This window comes from Novosphingobium sp., assembly GCF_041905565.1.
Classification (GTDB): domain Bacteria; phylum Pseudomonadota; class Alphaproteobacteria; order Sphingomonadales; family Sphingomonadaceae; genus Novosphingobium.
The window spans coordinates 107,057-124,516 of record NZ_JAYRKX010000012.1; the positions used below are offsets into that span (position 1 = coordinate 107,057).

The window sequence follows — 17,460 nt, forward strand, 5'->3', positions numbered from 1 at the left end:
CTTGTTCGTTCCTGCGCCAGCCCCTGCGTGCGGATTCACGCCGCCGCGCCTGAACGGAATTTGAATGGCCTATTTCCCCTTGAACTGGCGGAGATATTCGCTGTCCGGCGACAGCACGATGGTCGTACCGTCCTTGTTCGACGGATTGGCAAAGACCGCCTCGTAACTCTTCATCGCGCGCCAGAAATCGTAGAACGCCGGGTCCTGGCCATAGCTTTGCGCATAGATCTGCGCGGCGCGGACCTTGGCATCGGCGATGATCGCCTGGGTTTCGGCCGAGCCGCGCGACTGTTCGAGCGAAGCGCGCTGTTCGCGGTCGAGCTGCATCCGCGCCAGCGCGGCCTGCAGGCCCGGTTCGGGCAGCGCGGCAGCGGCGATGCGCAGGTCGATCACCTGCGCGCCATACGCCCGCGCCTTGGCATCCAGCGCCGCACGGAGCCGCGCCGTTGACCCGCCCGCGCCGGGGGCCAGCAGCGTGTTGGCGCTGTGCGCGCCCAGTTCCTCGCGCAGCAGGGCGGGCAGGATCGCTTTCAGCTGATCGACCAGCTTGTCCTGGCTGCCCACCGTGCTGACCAGCTTGACCGGGGCAAACACCCGGTAGGTCGTGTCGATATCGAGGTTCAGCACCTGTTCGTCATTGCTGCGGACCTGTTCGGCCGCGCTGGTGAAGCGCTGCAGGTTGCGGTCCACCCAGACGATCCGTTCGACAAACGGGATGCGCCATTCCAGCCCCGCCCCGCTCTGCCCGCCGGGGCGGAAGGCGTTGATCACGCGGTCGGGCTGGCCCATGCGCAGCACTACCGCCTGACGGGTTTCGGGCACCATGACCACGCTGGCCAGCCCCAGCGCACCAACCAGCGCGGCTGCGAACAGGGGCGTCCGCCACGCGGCCACGGTCATTTCTTCACCGCTGGTTCAGCGGCAACGGCGCGCGCCGCGGGCAGCGGGACCGTGGCATTGACGCCCGATCCGACCACCACCTTCTGGTTGTTGCCCAGCACCTTTTCCATCGTCTCGTAATACATCCGCTGGCGGGTCACGCCGGGGGCCGCCTTGTATTCGCCATAAGCCTTGTCGAATTCGGCAGTCTCGACCTCGGCCTTGGTCAGGGTCTGTTCGGCGAACTTGCGCGCGGTGTCCTGGTCCTTGCGCGCTTCCTCGCGCACTTCGGAGACGCGGCGGAAGGCATCGGCCAGCCGCGCGGGCGGATCGGCGCGGACCACTTCCACCCCTTCGACCGCGACGCCCAGACCATAGGCGTCAAGCACCGCCTGAAGCCGCCGGCGCACCCGGTCCTGCAAGGCGCCCTGCTGGGTCCCGTCCCACAGCGCGTCGAACGGCACTTCGGCCACGGCGGCGCGCATCTGCGCTTCGCCCAGCCGGCGCAAGGTCTGCTCCGGATCGGCTGCGCCATAGCTGAACGCCTTCAGATCGCGCACTTTCCAGCGCAGCTGCCAGGCCAGGTTGACCAGGAACTGGTCGCGGGTCAGCAGCGTGGCTTCGCCGCCCTTGGCCGGAAAGCCCATCTGCGCGATTTCGGCGGTCTTGTGCACGCTGACCTGCTGCACCGGCCAGGGCAGAGTCACGGTCAGCCCCGGACCGACCGTGCGGGCATAGCGCCCCGCCGTGGTCACCAGGCCCTGTTCGCCTTCGTCCAGCACGTGGACCGATGTGGCCGCCAGCGCGCCCAGCACCAGCGCCGCCGCCAAGGGCCCTGCCAGCCGCGCCAGGCCCGGCCCCGGACCGGCCGCATCCGGCCCGCCGCCCATGCGCCGACGCCGGTCACGGCCGCGAAAGATATCGTCGATCCCGGCCGAACGGCGCGCCTGCGCCTCGTCCTCGGGGGACTTCCAGGGATTGTGCGGCTGGGCCGCGCCTTCCTTGTCCGGCGCGGGTGCGGGATCGCTGGCAGCAGACCCGGTATCACCGTCTCCGCGCCACGGGTTCCGGCCCGCGTCCATACCCAGCCTAATGCCCCGGCCGGGGCTGCGAATTCCTCTCATGTCAGGCACTATAGGTATGGTGTTCCCACAAAAACAGTGCCCCCCTGCGCTTTTTCCCTGCTAGGGCGCGCAGACCAACCCCGAGGAGCCTGACCGTGACTGCCGGACCCGATGCCGATACCCTGAAGCCCCTGTTGCCGCCGCTGGCCCAGCAGCGCCTGCAATCGCTGCGTCTGACCGATGGCGTGGCCGTGCTGGTGCTCGATGTCGGCGGGCTCGACAGCGTCGAGCGCGAGCGGCTGGAAGCGGCGGTCAAGGAAGCGTTGACGGGCGCGCCGGGCGTCAGTGAAGTGCGCGTGGCGATGATGGCCGACAAGCCGCGCCGCCGGATCATCGCCGTCGGTTCCGGCAAGGGCGGCGTGGGCAAGTCCACCGTGTCGACCAACCTGGCGGTCGCGCTGGCGCGCATGGGGCGCAAGGTCGGCCTGGTCGATGCCGATATCTATGGCCCCAGCCAGCCGCGCCTGCTTGGCACCGAAGGGATCAAGCCGCAGGCGCGCGGCGACAAGCTGATCCCGGTGCCGACCCAGTGGGGCGTGCCGGTGCTGTCGATGGGCCAGCTGATCGAACCGGGCAAGGCAATCGCCTGGCGAGGGCCGATGGCCAGCAATGCGCTGGGCCAGCTGGTCGATGCCGATTGGGGCGATATCGATACCCTGGTGGTCGACCTGCCGCCCGGCACCGGCGACGTGCAGCTGACCATGCTGCAACGCCACAAGCCCACCGGCGCGGTGATCGTCTCCACTCCGCAAGACCTGGCGCTGATCGACGCCGCGCGCGCGCTGCAACTGTTCGATGTCGGCCAGGTGCCGGTGGTCGGCATTGTCGAGAACATGGCCGGCTACATGTGCCCGCACTGCGGCGAGGTGAGCGATCCCTTCGGCCAGGGCGGCGCGGAAGCCACCGCCAAGACGCTGGGCCACGCCTTCCTGGGCCGCATTCCGCTCGACATCGCGATCCGCCAGCAAAGCGATGCCGGCACGCCCCCTGCCGCCGGCGACGGCCCGCAGGCCGATGCCTTCGCCACGCTGGCGCGGCGCGTTGCAGCCTGGCTCGACAACCAGTAAGCCCTTCTCCATGCGGATTTCGCGGCGCGGATTTGTGCTTGGCACCGGGGCGGCGGGGGGCCTGCTGGTCGCCTGGGCGCTGACCCCGCGCCGCTTTCCCGCGCCGCTGGGGGCGGGCCCCGATGAAGTGCTGTTCGATGCCTGGCTGAAGATCGGCAAGGACGGCGTGGTCAGCGTGGCCGTGCCCGAAGTGGAAATGGGCCAGGGCATTTCCACCCTGATCCCGCAGATCGTCGCCTACGAGCTGGGCGCCGACTGGCGCCAGGTCGCGGTGGAACCCGCGCCGGTCAGCGGGGCCTATGCCAATGCGCCACTGGCGGCGCATTGGGCGCAGCTGTGGATGCCGCTGATGCCGGGGCTGGCGGATGAACCGGGCAGCCTGCTCGCCCGCCGCTTTGCCGAGCGCGAAGCCTTCGTCACCAGCGCCGATGGCACGTCCCTCACCGCGCACGAGGAACCGGCCCGGATCGCCGCCGCCAGCGCCCGCGCGATGCTGGCCATGGCCGCGGCCGATCGCTGGGACGTGGCCTGGGAGGAATGCGACGCGCAGGCCGGTTTCGTGGTGCATGACCGCAAGAAGCTGTCCTTCGCCCAGGTGGTCGAGGATGCGGCGGGATACACCCCGCCCCGCCCCGCCGCCGTGCGGATGGAACCGATGGCCGAGCGCGCGGCCGAATTTCCGCCCGGCGCGCCGCTGCGCTATCCCCGGCTGGACCTGCCGGCCAAGGTCGATGGCAGCCATGCCTTTGCCGGCGACGTGCGCCTGCCCGACATGCTCCACGCCGCGATCCGCCACGGTCCGGTGGGCGATAGCCGGCTGGGCGGCTATGACACCCACCAGGCCAAAGCGGTCCAGGGCCTGGTCAAGCTGGTCAACGGCGATAACTGGCTGGCCGCCGTGGCGAATGACTGGTGGGCGGCGGAACGCGCGCTGTCGCTGATCGCGCCGCGCTTTGCCGCAGAGGGCCGCGCGGAAAGCGCGAAGATCGATGCCGCGCTGCGCGAGGCGCTGCATTTCGGCACGGCCACCCGGATTGCCGAGCGCGGCGATCCGGACAAGTGGCTGTCGGAAAAGTTCGAACACGTCGCCCACTATGCCGTTGCCCCGGCGTTCCATGCCACGCTGGAAACCGCCAGCGCCACCGCCCGGTTCCAGGACGGCAAGCTGGAACTTTGGGCCGCCAGCCAGGCCCCGCAGACCGCCCGGCGCAAGGCGGCCGCCGCGCTGGGCATCGCGGTGGAGCGCGTCGTGCTTTATCCCATGCCCGCCGGGGGCAGCTTTGACCGGCGGCTGGAAAGCGACCACCTCGCCGAAGCGGCGCTGATCGTGCGCGAGGTGGGACGCCCGGTGCAACTCACCTGGTCGCGCTGGCAGGAACAGGTTGCGGGGCTGCCGCGCACGCCGCTGCACGCCGTGCTGGCCGCACGCACCGCGCCGGACGGCTCGCTCACCGCGCTCAAGCTGCGCCTCGCAATGCCGGCCACCGCGCGGGAATTCGGCCAGCGCCTGTTTGCGGACCAACCGCCGCGCGAGGCGCTGGCGGCGCAGGACCAGGGCGATCGGCTCGCCATGGCCGGGATGGTCCCGCCCTATGGCATTGCCAACCTGGTGATCGAACACGTCCCCGCCGCGATTGGCCTGCCGACCGGGCGGATGCGCGGCAACAGCCACGCGCTGGCCTGCTTCCTGATCGAAACCTTCATCGACGAATTGGCCGAGCGTGCCGGGCGCGAGCCATTGTCCTACCGCATCGCCATGCTGGGGCAGGACATCCGGCTGGCGCAGTGCCTGCAACGCGCCGCCAGCCTGGCGGAATGGAACGGCGGCGCGGGCGGCAGTGGCCAAGGGCTGGCGATCCATCACATGCAGGTTGCCGGGCGCGAGGGGCGGATCGCGGTAATCGCCAGCGCCCGCCATGACGAACGCGGCATCCGCGTCGACAAGCTGACCGCCGTGGCCGACATCGGCCGGATCGTGAACGTCGACATCGCCCGCCAGCAGATCGAGGGCGGACTGCTGTTCGGGCTGGGCCTGGCGACCGGATCGACCAGCGCTTTTGGCGACGGCCTGCCGCTGACCGGGCGGCTGGGCATGATGGGCCTGCCCCTTTTGACAGATTGCCCCGAGATCGAGGTCGACTTTATCGACAGCGCCGAACCGCCGTTCGATCCGGGCGAACTGGGCACGATTGCCGCCCCGCCCGCGATTGCCAACGCGCTCCATTCCGCCGGCGGCGCGCGCCTGCACGCCCTGCCGCTGACCAGCGAGGCCCAATGACCCTGCCTGCCAATCACCCGCCTGTCGCCCGCCCCCGGGTGGGCGTGCTGCTGGTCAACCTGGGCACACCCGATGCGCCCACTCCGGCGGCGGTGCGGCGCTATCTCAAGCAGTTCCTGTGGGACCGGCGCGTGGTGGAAATCCCGCGTGCGGTGTGGTGGCCGATCCTCAACCTGATCATCCTCAACACCCGCCCGCGCAAATCGGCCCATGCTTACGCCCAGGTCTGGGGGCCGGACGGATCGCCGCTCGCCGCGATCACCAAGGGCCAGGCTCAGGCGCTGCAGGCCCGGCTGGGCGACGATGTGCTGGTGCGCTGGGCGATGCGCTATGGCAATCCGGCGCTGGGGGCGCAGGTGCAGGCGATGAAGGACGCCGGGTGCGAACGCATCCTCGTCGCCCCGCTCTACCCGCAGTATTCGGGCGCGACCACGGCTTCGGCGCTGGATGCGCTGGGCGCGCAGCTAGCCGCGATGCGCTGGCAACCGGCGGTGCGGACGCTGCCGCCCTACTACGACGATCCCGCCCATATCGAAGCACTGCGCGCCGATACGGCGCGGCAATTGCGCGCGCTCGATTTCGTGCCCGAAGTGCTGCTGCTGTCGTTCCACGGCATGCCCGAACGCACCCTGCACCTGGGCGATCCCTATCACTGCCAGTGCCGCAAGACCGCGCGCCTGCTGGGCGAGGCGCTGGCCGCCGAGTTCCCGGAGCTCAGGATCGAGGTCAGCTTCCAGTCGCGGTTCGGCCGGGCCAAGTGGCTGGAACCAGCGACCGACGCGGTGCTGGCCGCCGAAGCGCAGCGCGGCACCCGCCGCCTGGCGATTTCCGCGCCGGGCTTTTCCGCCGACTGCCTCGAAACGCGCGAGGAACTGGCGATCCGCGGGCGCGAACAGTTCACCGAAGCGGGCGGCGCGCATTTTGCCGCGCTCGATTGCCTCAACACGTCGGACGCGGGCATGACGATGCTGGAAGACCTGGTGCGGCGCGAGCTGGCGGGCTGGGTCTAAATCCCAGGCAACGCGTCACCCCGGGCTTGACCCGGGGCCTTGCTGCCTTTTCGCGAGGCCGCCGGAGGAAAGCTGGATCCCGGGTCAAGCCCGGGATGACGGTGAACGGGGAGGTCCCTTTCGCACCCGCGCGAAGGTTACCCCTTCCACTCCCGCCGTTCCTCGGCCTGGCGCAGCACTTCGTAGGCCAGTTGCAGCGCCTGGAACGCCTTGGCGGCTTCCTCGTCGCCGGGGCGCACGTCGGGGTGGACTTCCTTGGCCTTGGTCCGCCAGGCCTTGCGGATTTCATCGAATTCGGCGTCAGGCTCCAGCCCCAGCACTTCGAGCGCGCGCAATTCGTCGCGGCTGCGGCTGCCGTCGCCCGACATGGCCCAGCCGTAATGCGCGCTTTCCTGGAAGCCTTCGTGGCTTTGCCGTTCGGCCTTCTCGCGCTCGGCGGCTTCTTCGGCGTCAAGTCCGGCGAAATAGTCCCAGCCCTGGTTGTATTCCGCCGCATGGCGCTGGCAGAACATCCAGCGGTCCGGGCTGTTCGGGCTTTTCGGTGCGGGGCAGGTGCCAGGCTCGGTGCAGCCGTGGCGATCGCACAGGCGGATGCGCGCGGCTTCGCGCGCGCCTTCATAGCCGCGCCAGCGCGGGAAACCCCAATCGTTCGAACGGCCAGAGCGCCTCATCGCGCCGCGATAATCCGAAGCCCTATGCGGGTGCAAGCGGAAGCGCGCATGAAGCAAAATTTAGGTTTCAACATGCAATGTTGCATTGCAATAGGAATGGACCGTCCCCATATGGCATCCAGCAAGTGCAAGGAACCGAACCGATGAGCCGTCAGCTCAAGCTTTCCGCGACCCTTTCCGTGCTGGCCATGGCTCTGTTCGCGCTGGCCGGCGGCCAGTTGGCCAGCGAGCCGCTGGGCCTGGTCCTGCCGCATGTCGGCGCCTCTGCCGCCATGCCCGCGCTGCCCGCGCTGGGCGACCTGCTGCCGTCGCTGCAATAAGCGCCGCGCCGATGGGGGGCGAAACCGCCCCCGCACCGGCCCACCATCAATCGATCGTGATCGTCACCGCGCGGCGGTTCTTCGACCAGCTGGCCTCGTCCGAGCCAAGCGCGATCGGGTGTTCCTTGCCCTGGCTGATCGTCGAAATGCGGCTGGCGTCGATCCCCAGGCTGACCAGGTAGTTCTTGGCCGCATTGGCGCGGCGTTCGCCCAGCGCCAGGTTGTATTCGCGGGTGCCGCGTTCGTCGCAGTGCCCCTCGATCGTCGCCTTCTTGCCGGGATACTTGGCCAGCCACTGCGCCTGTGCGGCCAGCGCAGCCTGATCGGCGGCATCGATGTTGTACTTGTCGGTATCGAAATAGACCGTGTCCTGGCCCATCATCTGGGCCACGAAATCAGCCTGGGTGCCGGGCACCGGCCCCTGCACGCCGCCACCGCCGCTGGTATCGGTGGACACGGCATTGCCCGGATCGGGCGGCAGGATCTTGGGCGCCTTGGGCGCGCAGGCGGCCAGCGCGGCCGCGCCGGTCAGCAGCAGGGCCAGGGTGCGCATGCGGGGCTTGGTCATCGGCGGTCTCCTTTACAGGGAATTACGGGTCAATCGGGGGACAGAGTCAACCGGCATCACGGACGAAGCGGTCCCCAGGCGGGGTCGGAGCCATCGACCGGGGTATCGAGCTTGCGTTCGTTGCGCCCGGTCAGGTCAACCTGCCAGATGCCGGTCTTGCCGCTGGTGCGCGCGGTGCGGAAGAACTGGATGATCCGGCCGTTGGGCGCCCAGGTCGGCGCTTCGTCCTGCCAGCTGTCGGTCAGATAGCGCATTTCCCCGCCCGCCGGGCTCATCACCCCGATGCGCAGGTTGCCGGCAATGTGGGTAAAGGCGATCTGATCGCCGCGCGGGCTCCATTCCGGCGTGGCGCTGCGCCCGCCGAAAAAGCTGATCCGCTTCTGGTCGGTGCCATCGGCGTTCATCACATAGACCTGCTGGCTGCCCGAACGGTCGCTTTCGAACACGATCCGGCCACCATCGGGGCTGAACGACCCGCCGATGTCGATCCCGGGGCTGTCGGTCAGCTTCACGCTGGCCCCGCCCGCGCTGGGCAGCTTGTAGATGTCGGTGTTGCCGGCAATCGCCATCGAATAGAGCACCCATTTGCCATCCGGCGACCAGCGCGGGGCGAACACCGGGTTCTGGCTCGACAGCAGCAGGCGCTGGGTGTTGGTTTCCAGGTTGTAGATGTAGATCCGCGGCTGGCCGTTGAAATAGCTGAGATAAAGGATCGACTTGTAGTCCGGCGAATAGCGCGGGGTCAGCGCGGTGGCCTGGCCAGTAGTCAGGTAGCGGTGGTTGGCCCCGTCCGAATCCATGATCGCCAGCCGCTTCATCCGCCGGTCCTTGGGCCCGGTTTCCGCGATATAGGCGATGCGGCTGTCGAAGAACGGGCTTTCGCCCGACAGGCGCGAATAGACCATGTCGGCGCACTTGTGCGCGGCGCGGCGCCAGTCACCGGGCGCGACAGTCCAGCCCGCCTTGGCGAGCTGCTGGCCCAGCGCCACGTCGTATAGGTAGCAGCCGACCGTGACCTGCCCGTCAGCCCCGGCGCGGACATAGCCCTGCACCAGCATTTCCGCGCTGCGCGAGCGCCAGCCGTCATAGGCCGGGGCCTGCACTTCGCCAAAGCCGGGGCGCGGCAGGGCATCGGGGCCGGTCGGCTTGAACAGGCCATTGTTCTTGAGGTCGGCCGTAATCACCGCCGCCACGCTGTAGCCCAGCGCCGCAGTGCTGCCCGCGCTGGCCTGGGTCGGCACATCGGCATCGGTGGCGAAGGCGGGGATGGCAATGCCCAGGTCCTGCCAGTCGCTTTCGTCGGAAACCGCGCCCGACAGCCCCGCATCGGCGGCGGGAGCGGCAGGCGACGGCGCGGGCACGGGGCTTGGCACGCCTTGCTGCGCGGCCAGCGGGGCGGCCAGAACCAGGGCCAGGGCGGTCAGAACGGGCAATTTCATTGCGACAATCTCCGGTCGAAGCGGAATTCGGCGATCCGCTTCCAGGCGGGGTAATATTCGGACGGCAGGTTGAACGGCGCGGCCAGCCGCACCGCGCGCACGGCCTGTTCGGCATGGCGCTGGGCCTGGGCGCGGTTGGCCTCGGTGATCCCGTCCTGGCGGACCACGCGCGGGCTGCCCGCCAGCGTGCCATCGGGATTGAGATCCCAGGCCAGGATCGTGACCAGCTTTTCCGCTTCCATCCCCTGCGGCGCGACCCATTTGGGCTTGAGCTGGCGCGAGATCGCCCCGGCCAACGCCGAACGCACCGCCGGGCCAATTGTGGCGGCGGGCGGATTTTGCGTCGGGGTCTTGCCGGTAGCGCCGGGGATGCCCTTGTTGAACGCATCGGCGAAGCGCGACGCGCCGGGCTTGGCGGCAGGCTTGGCCGCCGGCGCGGCGGCAGTCGGCCGGGCCGGAGCGGCGACCGGCTTTGCCGGAGCGGGCTTCACCGGCGCGGGCTTGACCACCGGCTTGACCGGCACAACCGGCTTGGCGGCAACCGTCGGCTGGGGCTTGGGCTGCGGTTTGGGCTGAGGCGCCGGAACGGCTGTGGGCTGGGGCTTCGGCACCACCTGCGGTTCAGGCTTGGGCGGCGGGGGCGCCGGGCTCGGCTCGGGCGCGGGTTCGCCCACCTCGGGGCCCGTATCGGGCGCGGCATCGGCGGCGGGGCTGGGCGCGGCCGAAGTCAGACCCACCTCGTCGCTCAGCGTCACGGTGATGCGTTCGGGCCGGGGCGCGGGCGGCGCGGGCGGCTTCAGCAGCAGGAACGCCACCAACCCGGCATGCGCGGCAATCGCCACGGCCAGGCCAAGGGCTTCTTCCTTGCGAAGGGACTGCTGCGCCATCGGACGGGGCTACGGTGCCGTCGCTGAACTGCTCATGACCGGCGCAGGCCCGGCAGCCGCGTTGGTGACCAGCGAAATGGCATTGAACCCGGCATGGTTCAATTCGCCCATCACCTGCATCACCCGGCCATAGTCCAGCGTCTTGTCGGCGCGCAGGGTGACCAGCGGCGGCTTACCGTCGCCGTCCCGCGGCATCGAGGCCAGCCGCGCGGGCAGCTCACCCGGGGCCAGTTCGGTCTGATCAAGGTAGATCCGCCCATCGCGCGACAGGCTGATTTCCACCTGCTGGGGTTCCTGCGCCAGGGCATTGGCATTGCTGTCGGGCAGGTCGATCGGCACGCCCGCGTTCATCAGCGGGGCGGTGACCATGAAAATGATCAGCAGCACCAGCATCACGTCGACCAGCGGGGTGACGTTGATTTCTGCCAGCGGCGCACGCCCCCGCCCGCGCCGCCGCGCGCCGCGCGCCGATGAAGGGCCGGACCCCATCGCCATTACTGCGCCTCCAGCTCGCGGCTGAGGCTGGCGTGGAAGCGGTCGGCAAAGCGCTGCAACCGCGCTTCATAGGCGTTCACGCGGTGCGAGAAGCGGTTGTAGGCGATGACCGCCGGGATCGCCGCGAACAGGCCGATGGCCGTGGCGAACAGCGCTTCGGAAATCCCCGGCGCGACCACCGCCAGCGACGAATTCTGCTGCTGCCCGATCTGGAAGAAGCTGTTCATGATCCCCCACACGGTCCCGAACAGCCCGACGAAGGGCGCGACCGAGCCGACCGTGGCGAGGAAGTTCAACCGCTCGGCCAGCTTGTCCGCTTCCAGCGCGACGGCGCTGTCCATCACCACGGCAAGGCGCTGGCGGGTGCCTTCGCGGTCGATCGGCTTGCTGCCGACCGAACGGCGCCATTCGGCCAGCCCCGCCGCGACGACGCGGGCAATCGGCACTTCGCCCTTGCCCATTTCGGCCTGGTATTCATCGATGTTGGGCGCCTTCCAGAAGTCCTTTTCGTAGGCTTCGGTGCGCTTGCGAATGCCGGCCATGCGCAGGCTGAACGACACCACGATCGCCCAGACCCAGATGCTGGCCAGCACCAGCCCGGCCATGACCACCTGCACCACGATGTCCGCGTCCATGAACAGCTTCACCGGGTCGAGATGGCGCGGGGCAGCCGCGGCGGCGGCGGCAAGCAGGGCAAGCTGGGTCATCGGGATCCTTCGGTAACAATGCTGGCAAAGGCCGCGCGCCACGGCGCGGGCATGCGGCGCGGGCGACCATCGGGGGCAACGAAGCCGATGCGAAAGCGCGCTTCGGACAACAGCAGGCCGTCCTCGCGAAAGGCCTTCTGGTGCATCCGGCAACTGGCCGCGCCCAGCTCGTCGCAAGTGGTTTCGATCAGCACGCCATCGTCCAGCCGGGCCGGGGCGGCATAGCGGATCGTCAGGTCGGCCACGGCAAAGGCCCCCTCCCCCGCCTCGTTCACCGCGCGCTGGTCGATCCCCAGCAGCCGGACGAAGTCCGACCGGGCGCGTTCGAACCAGCGCAGGTAATTGGCGTGATAGACCACGCCCGACAGGTCCGTGTCCTCGAAATAGGCGCGGACCGCGAAACGGTGCAGCTTGCCTTCGATCAGGCCGGAGGGCGGAGCGGGAAAAGACGTCATGCCGCCACAGCTTTAGCCGGGTGGCGACTCGCAGGGCAAGGGCGCTCGTTCGGCAGGGCGCATTAATCGCACCCTCCGCCCTAACGCGGCAGCATCAGCCCCAGCTGGCGCCCGCCAAAGATGTGGACGTGCAGGTGCGGCACTTCCTGGTGGCCGTGCTGGCCGATGTTGGCGAGCAGGCGGTAGCCCGGCTCGACCAGCCCCAGATCGCGGGCGACCTGGCCGACGGCGCGGATGAACCCGGCGATTTCATCGGCGCTGGCGCGGGCGGAAAAATCGTCCCAGCTGACATAGGGGCCCTTGGGGATTACCAGCACGTGCACCGGGGCCTGCGGGTTGATGTCGTGGAACGCCAGCGCCCATTCATCCTCGTATACGGTCTTGTTCGGGATTTCCCCGCGCAGGATCTTCGCGAAGATGTTGTTCGGATCGTAGGGCAGCGTCGGATCGATCGGCATCAGTCAGGCTTCCTTGCGGCTTTTTCGGCAATCCCGCTGGTGCCATCGCGGCGGTCCAGTTCGGCCAGCACTTCCTCCAGGCTGACCCCCTTGGCATCCAGCAGCACCAGCAGGTGAAAGATCGTGTCGGCGGCTTCCCCGACCAGTTCCTCGCGGCTGCCCGACAGCGCGGCAATCACCGTTTCGACGGCTTCCTCGCCCAGCTTTTTCGCAATCACGGGCACACCGCGCGCGTGCAGCTTGGCTACCCAGCTGCTGGCGGGATCGGCATTGCGGCGCGATGCGATGGTGGCGGCAAGGCGGGTCAGCGTATCCATGGCGGCCAGCCATGCTTTGCGCTGGCGTTCAGGTCAAGCAGCGGCGCTCAATCGCCCGGCTTGTGGCGCGCGGCCCAGCGGCCGATCACCAGCCCGGCAAAGCCAAGCCCAAACAGCATGGCATCGGACGGTTCCGGGATCGAGGTGCCCGACTGGGCCAACGCCGGGGCGGCGGCCAGCAGGGCGGATAAGGCAATGATAGTGCGACCAATCATGCCGCCCGGCCTGCGTCATGTCGGCCCCGCGCGCAATGGCCATGACTGAGGGCGTCCCAAGCCGGGACTGGCCGCGCCCGTTCAGCAAGCCGTCAGCTAACCCCGCGCGGGCAGGCCGGCGGCGCGCAGCGCGGCGTGGGCCTGGGCGATGGTATAAGTGCCGAAATGGAAGATCGAGGCCGCCAGCACCGCGCTGGCATGGCCCTTGGTCACCCCTTCGACCAGGTGATCGAGATTGCCAACCCCGCCGCTGGCCACCACCGGAATCGACACCGCGTCGGCGATGGTGCGGGTCAGCGCAAGGTCATAGCCCTTTTGCGTGCCGTCGCCGTCCATCGAGGTGACGAGCAATTCGCCCGCGCCCAGTGCGGCCAGGCGGACGGCGTGTTCCACCGCGTCGATCCCGGTCGGACGGCGGCCGCCATGGGTGAAGATTTCCCACCGCCCCTCGCCCGTGCGCCGCGCATCGACCGAGGCGACGATGCACTGGCTGCCCATCTTCTCGGCAATGTCGGAGACCACTTCGGGCCGGGATACCGCCGCACTGTTGACCGCGACCTTGTCTGCGCCCGCCAGCAGCAGCGCGCGCGCATCCTCGACCGAGCGGACACCGCCGCCCACGGTCAACGGCATGAAGCACACTTCGGCAGTGCGCCGCACCACGTCGAGCAGAGTGCCGCGCCCTTCGTGGCTGGCGCTGATATCGAGGAAGCACAATTCGTCCGCCCCGGCCGCGTCATAGGCGCGGGCCTGCTCCACCGGATCGCCGGCATCGCGCAGGTCGACGAAGTTCACCCCTTTGACCACGCGCCCATCGCGGACGTCGAGACAGGGGATGACGCGGATGCGGACGGTCATGGCTCAGGCCCGGTTGGCCATGGCGATCGCCGCCGCCAGATCGAGCCGCCCGTCATAGAGCGCGCGGCCGGTAATCACCCCTTCGATCCCGTCAGCCGCGTGCAGCGAGAGGATGTGGATGTCGTCCAGCCCCTTGACCCCGCCGCTGGCGATCACCGGCAGGTCGACCTGCCGCGCCAGTTCGACCGTCGCGTCGATGTTCACGCCCTTGAGCAGCCCGTCGCGGCCAATGTCGGTAAACAGCAGGCTGGCAACGCCCGCATCCTCGAACCGGCGGGCCAGATCGACCACCGAAACGTCCGACACTTCGGCCCAGCCCTCGGTCGCAACCATGCCGTCGCGCGCGTCCACTGCCACCACGATGCCGCCGGGAAACTCCTTGGCCATGTCCTTGACGAATTCAGGATCCTTCAGCGCGGCGGTGCCCATCACGACCCGGCTCACGCCCAGATCGAACCAGCCTTCCACCGCCTCACGCGTGCGGATCCCGCCGCCGAGTTGCACGTGGCCCGGAAATTCCGCCAGAATCGCTTCGACCGCGGCGCGGTTTTCCGCCCGCCCGGCAAACGAGCCATCAAGATCGACCACGTGCAGGAACTGCGATCCGGCCTCGGCGAACTTCATCGCCTGGGCGGCCGGGTTGTCGCCATAGATCGTGGCGCGGTCCATGTCGCCTTCGGCCAGACGCACGACTTGGCCTTGTTTCAGATCGATCGCGGGAAAGACAATCACGGCTTCCACTCCAGGAACGTGCGGAGCAGCGCGAGGCCGTAAGCCTGGCTCTTTTCCGGATGGAACTGCACCCCCACCACGTTGTCGCGCGCCACGGCGGCTACCAGCCCGCCGCCATGATCGGTCATGGCCACGGCGTGATGCCCGTCTTCGGGGACGAAGTGGTAGGAATGCAGGAAATAGGCCTCACCCGCTTCGACCAGCGGGGCGTGGGGGCGGACGATCACGTCGTTCCAGCCCATGTGGGGAATCTTGATCGCGGGGTCGGTCCGCTCGATCAGCCGCACTTCGCCGGCGATCCAGCCCAGCCCCGGCGTGATGCCGTGTTCGACGCCGCGCGTTGCCAGCAGTTGCATGCCAACGCAGATGCCCAGGAACGGCGCGCCGCCCACCAGCACCCGCTCGCTCATCGCGTCGACCAGGTGCGGGATCGCGCGCAGCCCTTCGGCGCAGGCCTTGAAGCTGCCGACGCCCGGCAGGACGATCCGGTCCGCCGCGCGCACCACGTCGGGATCGGCGGTGACCAGGACATTGTCTGCCCCGGCGGCCTTCAGCGCGTTGGCGACCGAATGGAGATTCCCCGCGCCGTAGTCGATCAGCGCGAGGACTTCAGCCACCGAGCTGGCCCTTGGTGCTGGGCACGGCACCGCCCTTGCGCGGGTCCAGTTCGACCGCCTGGCGCATGGCGCGGGCAAAGCCCTTGAAGATGCCTTCGCAGATGTGGTGGTTGTTGCTGCCGTACAGCAGCTCGATGTGCAGGGTGATGCCCACGGCCTGCGCGATCGACTGGAACCAGTGTTCGAACAGCTCGGTGTCCATCTCGCCCAGGCGTTCCTGGGTGAAGGCGGCGTTCCATACCAGCCAGGGGCGCCCCGAAATGTCGAGCACGACGCGGCTCAGCGCCTCGTCCATGGCGGAATGCGCTTCGCCGTAACGGCCGATCCCGCCCTTGTCGCCTAGCGCCTGGGCAATCGCCTGGCCAATCGCGATCGCGCTGTCCTCGGCCGTGTGATGCTGGTCGACGTGCAGGTCGCCCTTGATGTGGCAAGTCACGTCGATCAGCGAGTGGCGGCTGAACTGTTCGATCATGTGATCGAGAAAGCCGATCCCGGTGGACACGTCATACTTGCCAGTACCGTCGAGATTCACCTCGACGGCAATGTCGGTTTCGTGAGTCTTGCGGGCGATCCGGGCGGTGCGCATAGGCTGGGCCTATAGGCTGGAATCGGGCAGGTGCAAGCGCTTTGCCCTTGACCGCGCCGCGCGGCATGGCCATTTGAAGCGGATGAGCGATGACATGCCCGACAGCCTGATCCCCTACGACGAAATCGTGCAGGAAGCCCTGCGAGCCGTGGTTGGCCGCGTGCTGGGCCAGATCGTGGACGGCGGCGGCATGCTGCCGGGCGATCACCACTTCTACATCACCTTCAAGACCGGCGCGCCCGGCGTTTCGATCCCGGCGCACCTGCGCGAACGGTTCCCGGACGAGATGACCATCGTGCTCCAGAACAAGTTCTGGGACCTGGGGGTTGACGAAAACGGCTTTACCGTGGGCCTGTCGTTCAACCAGCAGCCGGCCAAGCTCGACATTCCCTTCGCCGCGATCACCGCCTTCGTCGATCCGGCGGTCGATTTCGGGCTGCAGTTCCAGGCCGTGCAGGCCGATGCCGCCCCCGAACCGCACGAAGCGGCCGAGAATGACGCGCCCGATGCCGCCCCCGCGGTGACGAGCGACGACGGCTCGAACGTGGTCACGGTGGATTTCGGCCGCAAGAAATGAGCGCGCGGCGATGACCGGGGCGGACCGCATCCTGGCCACGCTGGCCCGCAAGGGCGGTAGCCGGCTGCTGGACGTGGCGGTCAGGCGCGCCTTGCCGGACAAGCCGGAACCTCAACCCAAGGACCGCAACCTGCTGCGCGGGGCGGTTGGCGCGGTGGCGCTGCGCGTGGCCACCAGTTCCGTCCCCGGCGCGATCGTCGTTGTTTCGGGCGCGCTCGCCAAGAAGCTCTATAACCGGCGGCGCGAACGCAAGCGGGCCGGTCCAAAAAAGGCCAGCCCCGGCACTTGATCCCCGGCCCGCCATGCGCGAATGGAGCGCATGGACGATACCGGCAAGCCATCCGCTGATGCCCTGCAACGCCGCGGGCTGATGTTCATCCTGTCCTCGCCCTCGGGCGCGGGCAAGACCACCATTGCGCGGATGCTGCTGCAACACGATCCGGCCATCCGCATGTCGGTTTCCGCCACCACCCGGCCGATGCGGCCCGGCGAGGTGGACGGCAAGGACTACATCTTCGTCGACCAGGCCGAATTCGACCGTATGGTCGCCGATGAACAGTTCCTCGAATGGGCGACGGTATTCGGCAATTCCTATGGCACGCCCAAGGCCCAGGTGAAGGCGGGGCTGCGTGAAGGACAGGACTTCCTGTTCGACATCGACTGGCAGGGCACCCAGCAGCTGTACCAGAAGCTGGAAACCGACGTGGTCCGCGTGTTCCTGCTCCCCCCCAGCATCGACGAGTTGCGCCGCCGCCTGACCGGGCGCGGCACCGATGCGCCAGAGGTCATCCAGGCACGGATGGACCGGGCGCGGGCGGAGATCAGCCACTGGGACGGCTATGACTATGTCGTGGTCAATGACGACATTGAGCGCTGCTTTGCCAAGGTGAGCCAGATCCTAGCGGCGGAGCGGATGAAGCGTGCGCGGCAGACTGGGCTGATTGGGTTTGTGCGCGGGCTGATGGCGGATTGATTGCGGGGCGGCACAGGGGGCTGGGCTGAGCGCCTGGTCCCTAGGCGGCCGGAAAGCCTGGAGCTGGAACACAAAAAAGCCCCGCGGAAGCGGGGCTTTTTGTTGGTTGCGGGGGCAGGATTTGAACCTGCGACCTTCAGGTTATGAGCCTGACGAGCTACCGGGCTGCTCCACCCCGCGTCACCATGTGCGCCCCATATGGGCCGGATTGCTGAAAGCGCAAGACT

The 17,460-nt window shown here is 68.6% G+C and carries 23 protein-coding genes and 1 tRNA gene; 7 read left to right on the plus strand and 17 right to left on the minus strand.

The genetic code is table 11. The features are described 5' to 3' along the window. Positions 1-69 precede the first annotated feature (69 nt). Together ACE3N9_RS11175 and hflK are read right to left on the minus strand one after the other, a co-directional pair. Positions 70-900, minus strand: coding sequence for an SPFH domain-containing protein (locus tag ACE3N9_RS11175; RefSeq protein WP_374283795.1), 831 nt, complete (start codon positions 898-900; stop codon positions 70-72). Continuing rightward, positions 897-1,961 carry a protease modulator HflK gene (gene hflK / locus ACE3N9_RS11180; protein ID WP_374283797.1) on the minus strand — a complete coding sequence of 355 codons (1,065 nt, stop codon included), beginning with the start codon at positions 1,959-1,961 and terminating at the stop codon, positions 897-899. Before hflK ends, ACE3N9_RS11175 begins: the two co-directional genes overlap by 4 nt. Positions 1,962-2,098: 137 nt before the next feature. On the opposite strand from hflK, the gene ACE3N9_RS11185 reads away from it, so the two are divergent. The 3 genes from ACE3N9_RS11185 to hemH are packed head-to-tail and all read left to right on the plus strand — an operon-like array spanning position 2,099 to position 6,358. Then, positions 2,099-3,070: an Mrp/NBP35 family ATP-binding protein gene (locus ACE3N9_RS11185; protein ID WP_374283798.1), complete on the plus strand. Its 972-nt coding sequence runs from the start codon at positions 2,099-2,101 to the stop codon at positions 3,068-3,070. A gap of 10 nt (positions 3,071-3,080) precedes the next feature. Further along, positions 3,081-5,348: a molybdopterin cofactor-binding domain-containing protein gene (locus tag ACE3N9_RS11190; protein WP_374283799.1), complete on the plus strand. Its 2,268-nt coding sequence runs from the start codon at positions 3,081-3,083 to the stop codon at positions 5,346-5,348. Then, complete coding sequence (gene hemH, locus ACE3N9_RS11195) at positions 5,345-6,358, plus strand: ferrochelatase (RefSeq protein ID WP_374283800.1); 1,014 nt, start codon at positions 5,345-5,347, stop codon at positions 6,356-6,358. Before ACE3N9_RS11190 ends, hemH begins: the two co-directional genes overlap by 4 nt. Before the next feature lie 137 nt (positions 6,359-6,495). Here hemH and ACE3N9_RS11200 read toward each other — a convergent pair whose 3' ends face one another. Beyond that, complete coding sequence (locus tag ACE3N9_RS11200) at positions 6,496-7,029, minus strand: J domain-containing protein (protein WP_374283801.1); 534 nt, start codon at positions 7,027-7,029, stop codon at positions 6,496-6,498. A 143-nt stretch (positions 7,030-7,172) separates the two neighbouring features. Here ACE3N9_RS11200 and ACE3N9_RS11205 point away from each other — a divergent pair, with 143 nt between their 5' ends. Beyond that, complete coding sequence (locus tag ACE3N9_RS11205; RefSeq protein WP_374283802.1) at positions 7,173-7,349, plus strand: hypothetical protein; 177 nt, start codon at positions 7,173-7,175, stop codon at positions 7,347-7,349. Positions 7,350-7,395: 46 nt separating this feature from the next. Here the strand turns inward: ACE3N9_RS11205 and pal are convergent, their stop codons facing one another. From pal to hisB, 13 genes are all read right to left on the minus strand, one after another. Next, complete coding sequence (gene pal, locus ACE3N9_RS11210) at positions 7,396-7,917, minus strand: peptidoglycan-associated lipoprotein Pal (protein WP_374283803.1); 522 nt, start codon at positions 7,915-7,917, stop codon at positions 7,396-7,398. A 56-nt stretch (positions 7,918-7,973) separates the two neighbouring features. Next, entirely contained in the window at positions 7,974-9,356 is a 1,383-nt protein-coding gene (gene tolB, locus ACE3N9_RS11215; protein WP_374283804.1) for a Tol-Pal system beta propeller repeat protein TolB, read from the minus strand. Further along, positions 9,353-10,243: a hypothetical protein gene (locus ACE3N9_RS11220; protein ID WP_374283805.1), complete on the minus strand. Its 891-nt coding sequence runs from the start codon at positions 10,241-10,243 to the stop codon at positions 9,353-9,355. The genes tolB and ACE3N9_RS11220 overlap by 4 nt, the downstream gene beginning before the upstream one ends. A 9-nt stretch (positions 10,244-10,252) precedes the next feature. Next, positions 10,253-10,738 carry an ExbD/TolR family protein gene (locus ACE3N9_RS11225; protein WP_374283806.1) on the minus strand — a complete coding sequence of 162 codons (486 nt, stop codon included), beginning with the start codon at positions 10,736-10,738 and terminating at the stop codon, positions 10,253-10,255. Then, the gene (gene tolQ / locus ACE3N9_RS11230; RefSeq protein WP_374283807.1) at positions 10,738-11,445 is read right to left on the minus strand and encodes a protein TolQ; all 708 of its coding nucleotides are present in this window, start codon (positions 11,443-11,445) and stop codon (positions 10,738-10,740) included. The genes ACE3N9_RS11225 and tolQ overlap by 1 nt, the downstream gene beginning before the upstream one ends. After that, positions 11,442-11,900, minus strand: coding sequence for a YbgC/FadM family acyl-CoA thioesterase (locus ACE3N9_RS11235; protein WP_374283808.1), 459 nt, complete (start codon positions 11,898-11,900; stop codon positions 11,442-11,444). The genes tolQ and ACE3N9_RS11235 overlap by 4 nt, the downstream gene beginning before the upstream one ends. Before the next feature lie 80 nt (positions 11,901-11,980). Continuing rightward, positions 11,981-12,358: a histidine triad nucleotide-binding protein gene (locus ACE3N9_RS11240; protein WP_374283809.1), complete on the minus strand. Its 378-nt coding sequence runs from the start codon at positions 12,356-12,358 to the stop codon at positions 11,981-11,983. Then, positions 12,358-12,675, minus strand: coding sequence for a phosphoribosyl-ATP diphosphatase (locus ACE3N9_RS11245; RefSeq protein WP_374283810.1), 318 nt, complete (start codon positions 12,673-12,675; stop codon positions 12,358-12,360). The genes ACE3N9_RS11240 and ACE3N9_RS11245 overlap by 1 nt, the downstream gene beginning before the upstream one ends. A 47-nt stretch (positions 12,676-12,722) precedes the next feature. Further along, complete coding sequence (locus tag ACE3N9_RS11250; protein ID WP_374283811.1) at positions 12,723-12,890, minus strand: PEP-CTERM sorting domain-containing protein; 168 nt, start codon at positions 12,888-12,890, stop codon at positions 12,723-12,725. A gap of 96 nt (positions 12,891-12,986) precedes the next feature. Beyond that, positions 12,987-13,748, minus strand: a complete 762-nt coding sequence (gene hisF, locus ACE3N9_RS11255; RefSeq protein ID WP_374283812.1) for an imidazole glycerol phosphate synthase subunit HisF — start codon at positions 13,746-13,748, stop codon at positions 12,987-12,989. 3 nt (positions 13,749-13,751) lie between these two features. Further along, positions 13,752-14,480 (minus strand): 1-(5-phosphoribosyl)-5-[(5-phosphoribosylamino)methylideneamino]imidazole-4-carboxamide isomerase, encoded by a 729-nt coding sequence (gene hisA, locus ACE3N9_RS11260; RefSeq protein WP_374283813.1) that lies wholly within the window; start codon positions 14,478-14,480, stop codon positions 13,752-13,754. Then, entirely contained in the window at positions 14,477-15,097 is a 621-nt protein-coding gene (hisH, locus tag ACE3N9_RS11265; protein ID WP_374283814.1) for an imidazole glycerol phosphate synthase subunit HisH, read from the minus strand. The genes hisA and hisH overlap by 4 nt, the downstream gene beginning before the upstream one ends. Then, positions 15,090-15,683: an imidazoleglycerol-phosphate dehydratase HisB gene (gene hisB / locus ACE3N9_RS11270; protein WP_374283815.1), complete on the minus strand. Its 594-nt coding sequence runs from the start codon at positions 15,681-15,683 to the stop codon at positions 15,090-15,092. Before hisB ends, hisH begins: the two co-directional genes overlap by 8 nt. A gap of 82 nt (positions 15,684-15,765) precedes the next feature. On the opposite strand from hisB, the gene ACE3N9_RS11275 reads away from it, so the two are divergent. The 3 genes from ACE3N9_RS11275 to gmk are packed head-to-tail and all read left to right on the plus strand — an operon-like array spanning position 15,766 to position 17,233. Next, positions 15,766-16,260, plus strand: coding sequence for an SspB family protein (locus ACE3N9_RS11275; RefSeq protein WP_374283816.1), 495 nt, complete (start codon positions 15,766-15,768; stop codon positions 16,258-16,260). A gap of 10 nt (positions 16,261-16,270) precedes the next feature. After that, positions 16,271-16,549, plus strand: coding sequence for a hypothetical protein (locus tag ACE3N9_RS11280; RefSeq protein ID WP_374283817.1), 279 nt, complete (start codon positions 16,271-16,273; stop codon positions 16,547-16,549). Between the two features lie 30 nt (positions 16,550-16,579). Next, positions 16,580-17,233, plus strand: a complete 654-nt coding sequence (gene gmk / locus ACE3N9_RS11285; protein WP_374283818.1) for a guanylate kinase — start codon at positions 16,580-16,582, stop codon at positions 17,231-17,233. Between the two features lie 103 nt (positions 17,234-17,336). On the opposite strand, the gene ACE3N9_RS11290 is transcribed toward gmk, so the two are convergent. Next, positions 17,337-17,413: transfer RNA gene (locus ACE3N9_RS11290), tRNA-Met, on the minus strand. Between the last annotated feature and the right edge of the window lie 47 nt (positions 17,414-17,460).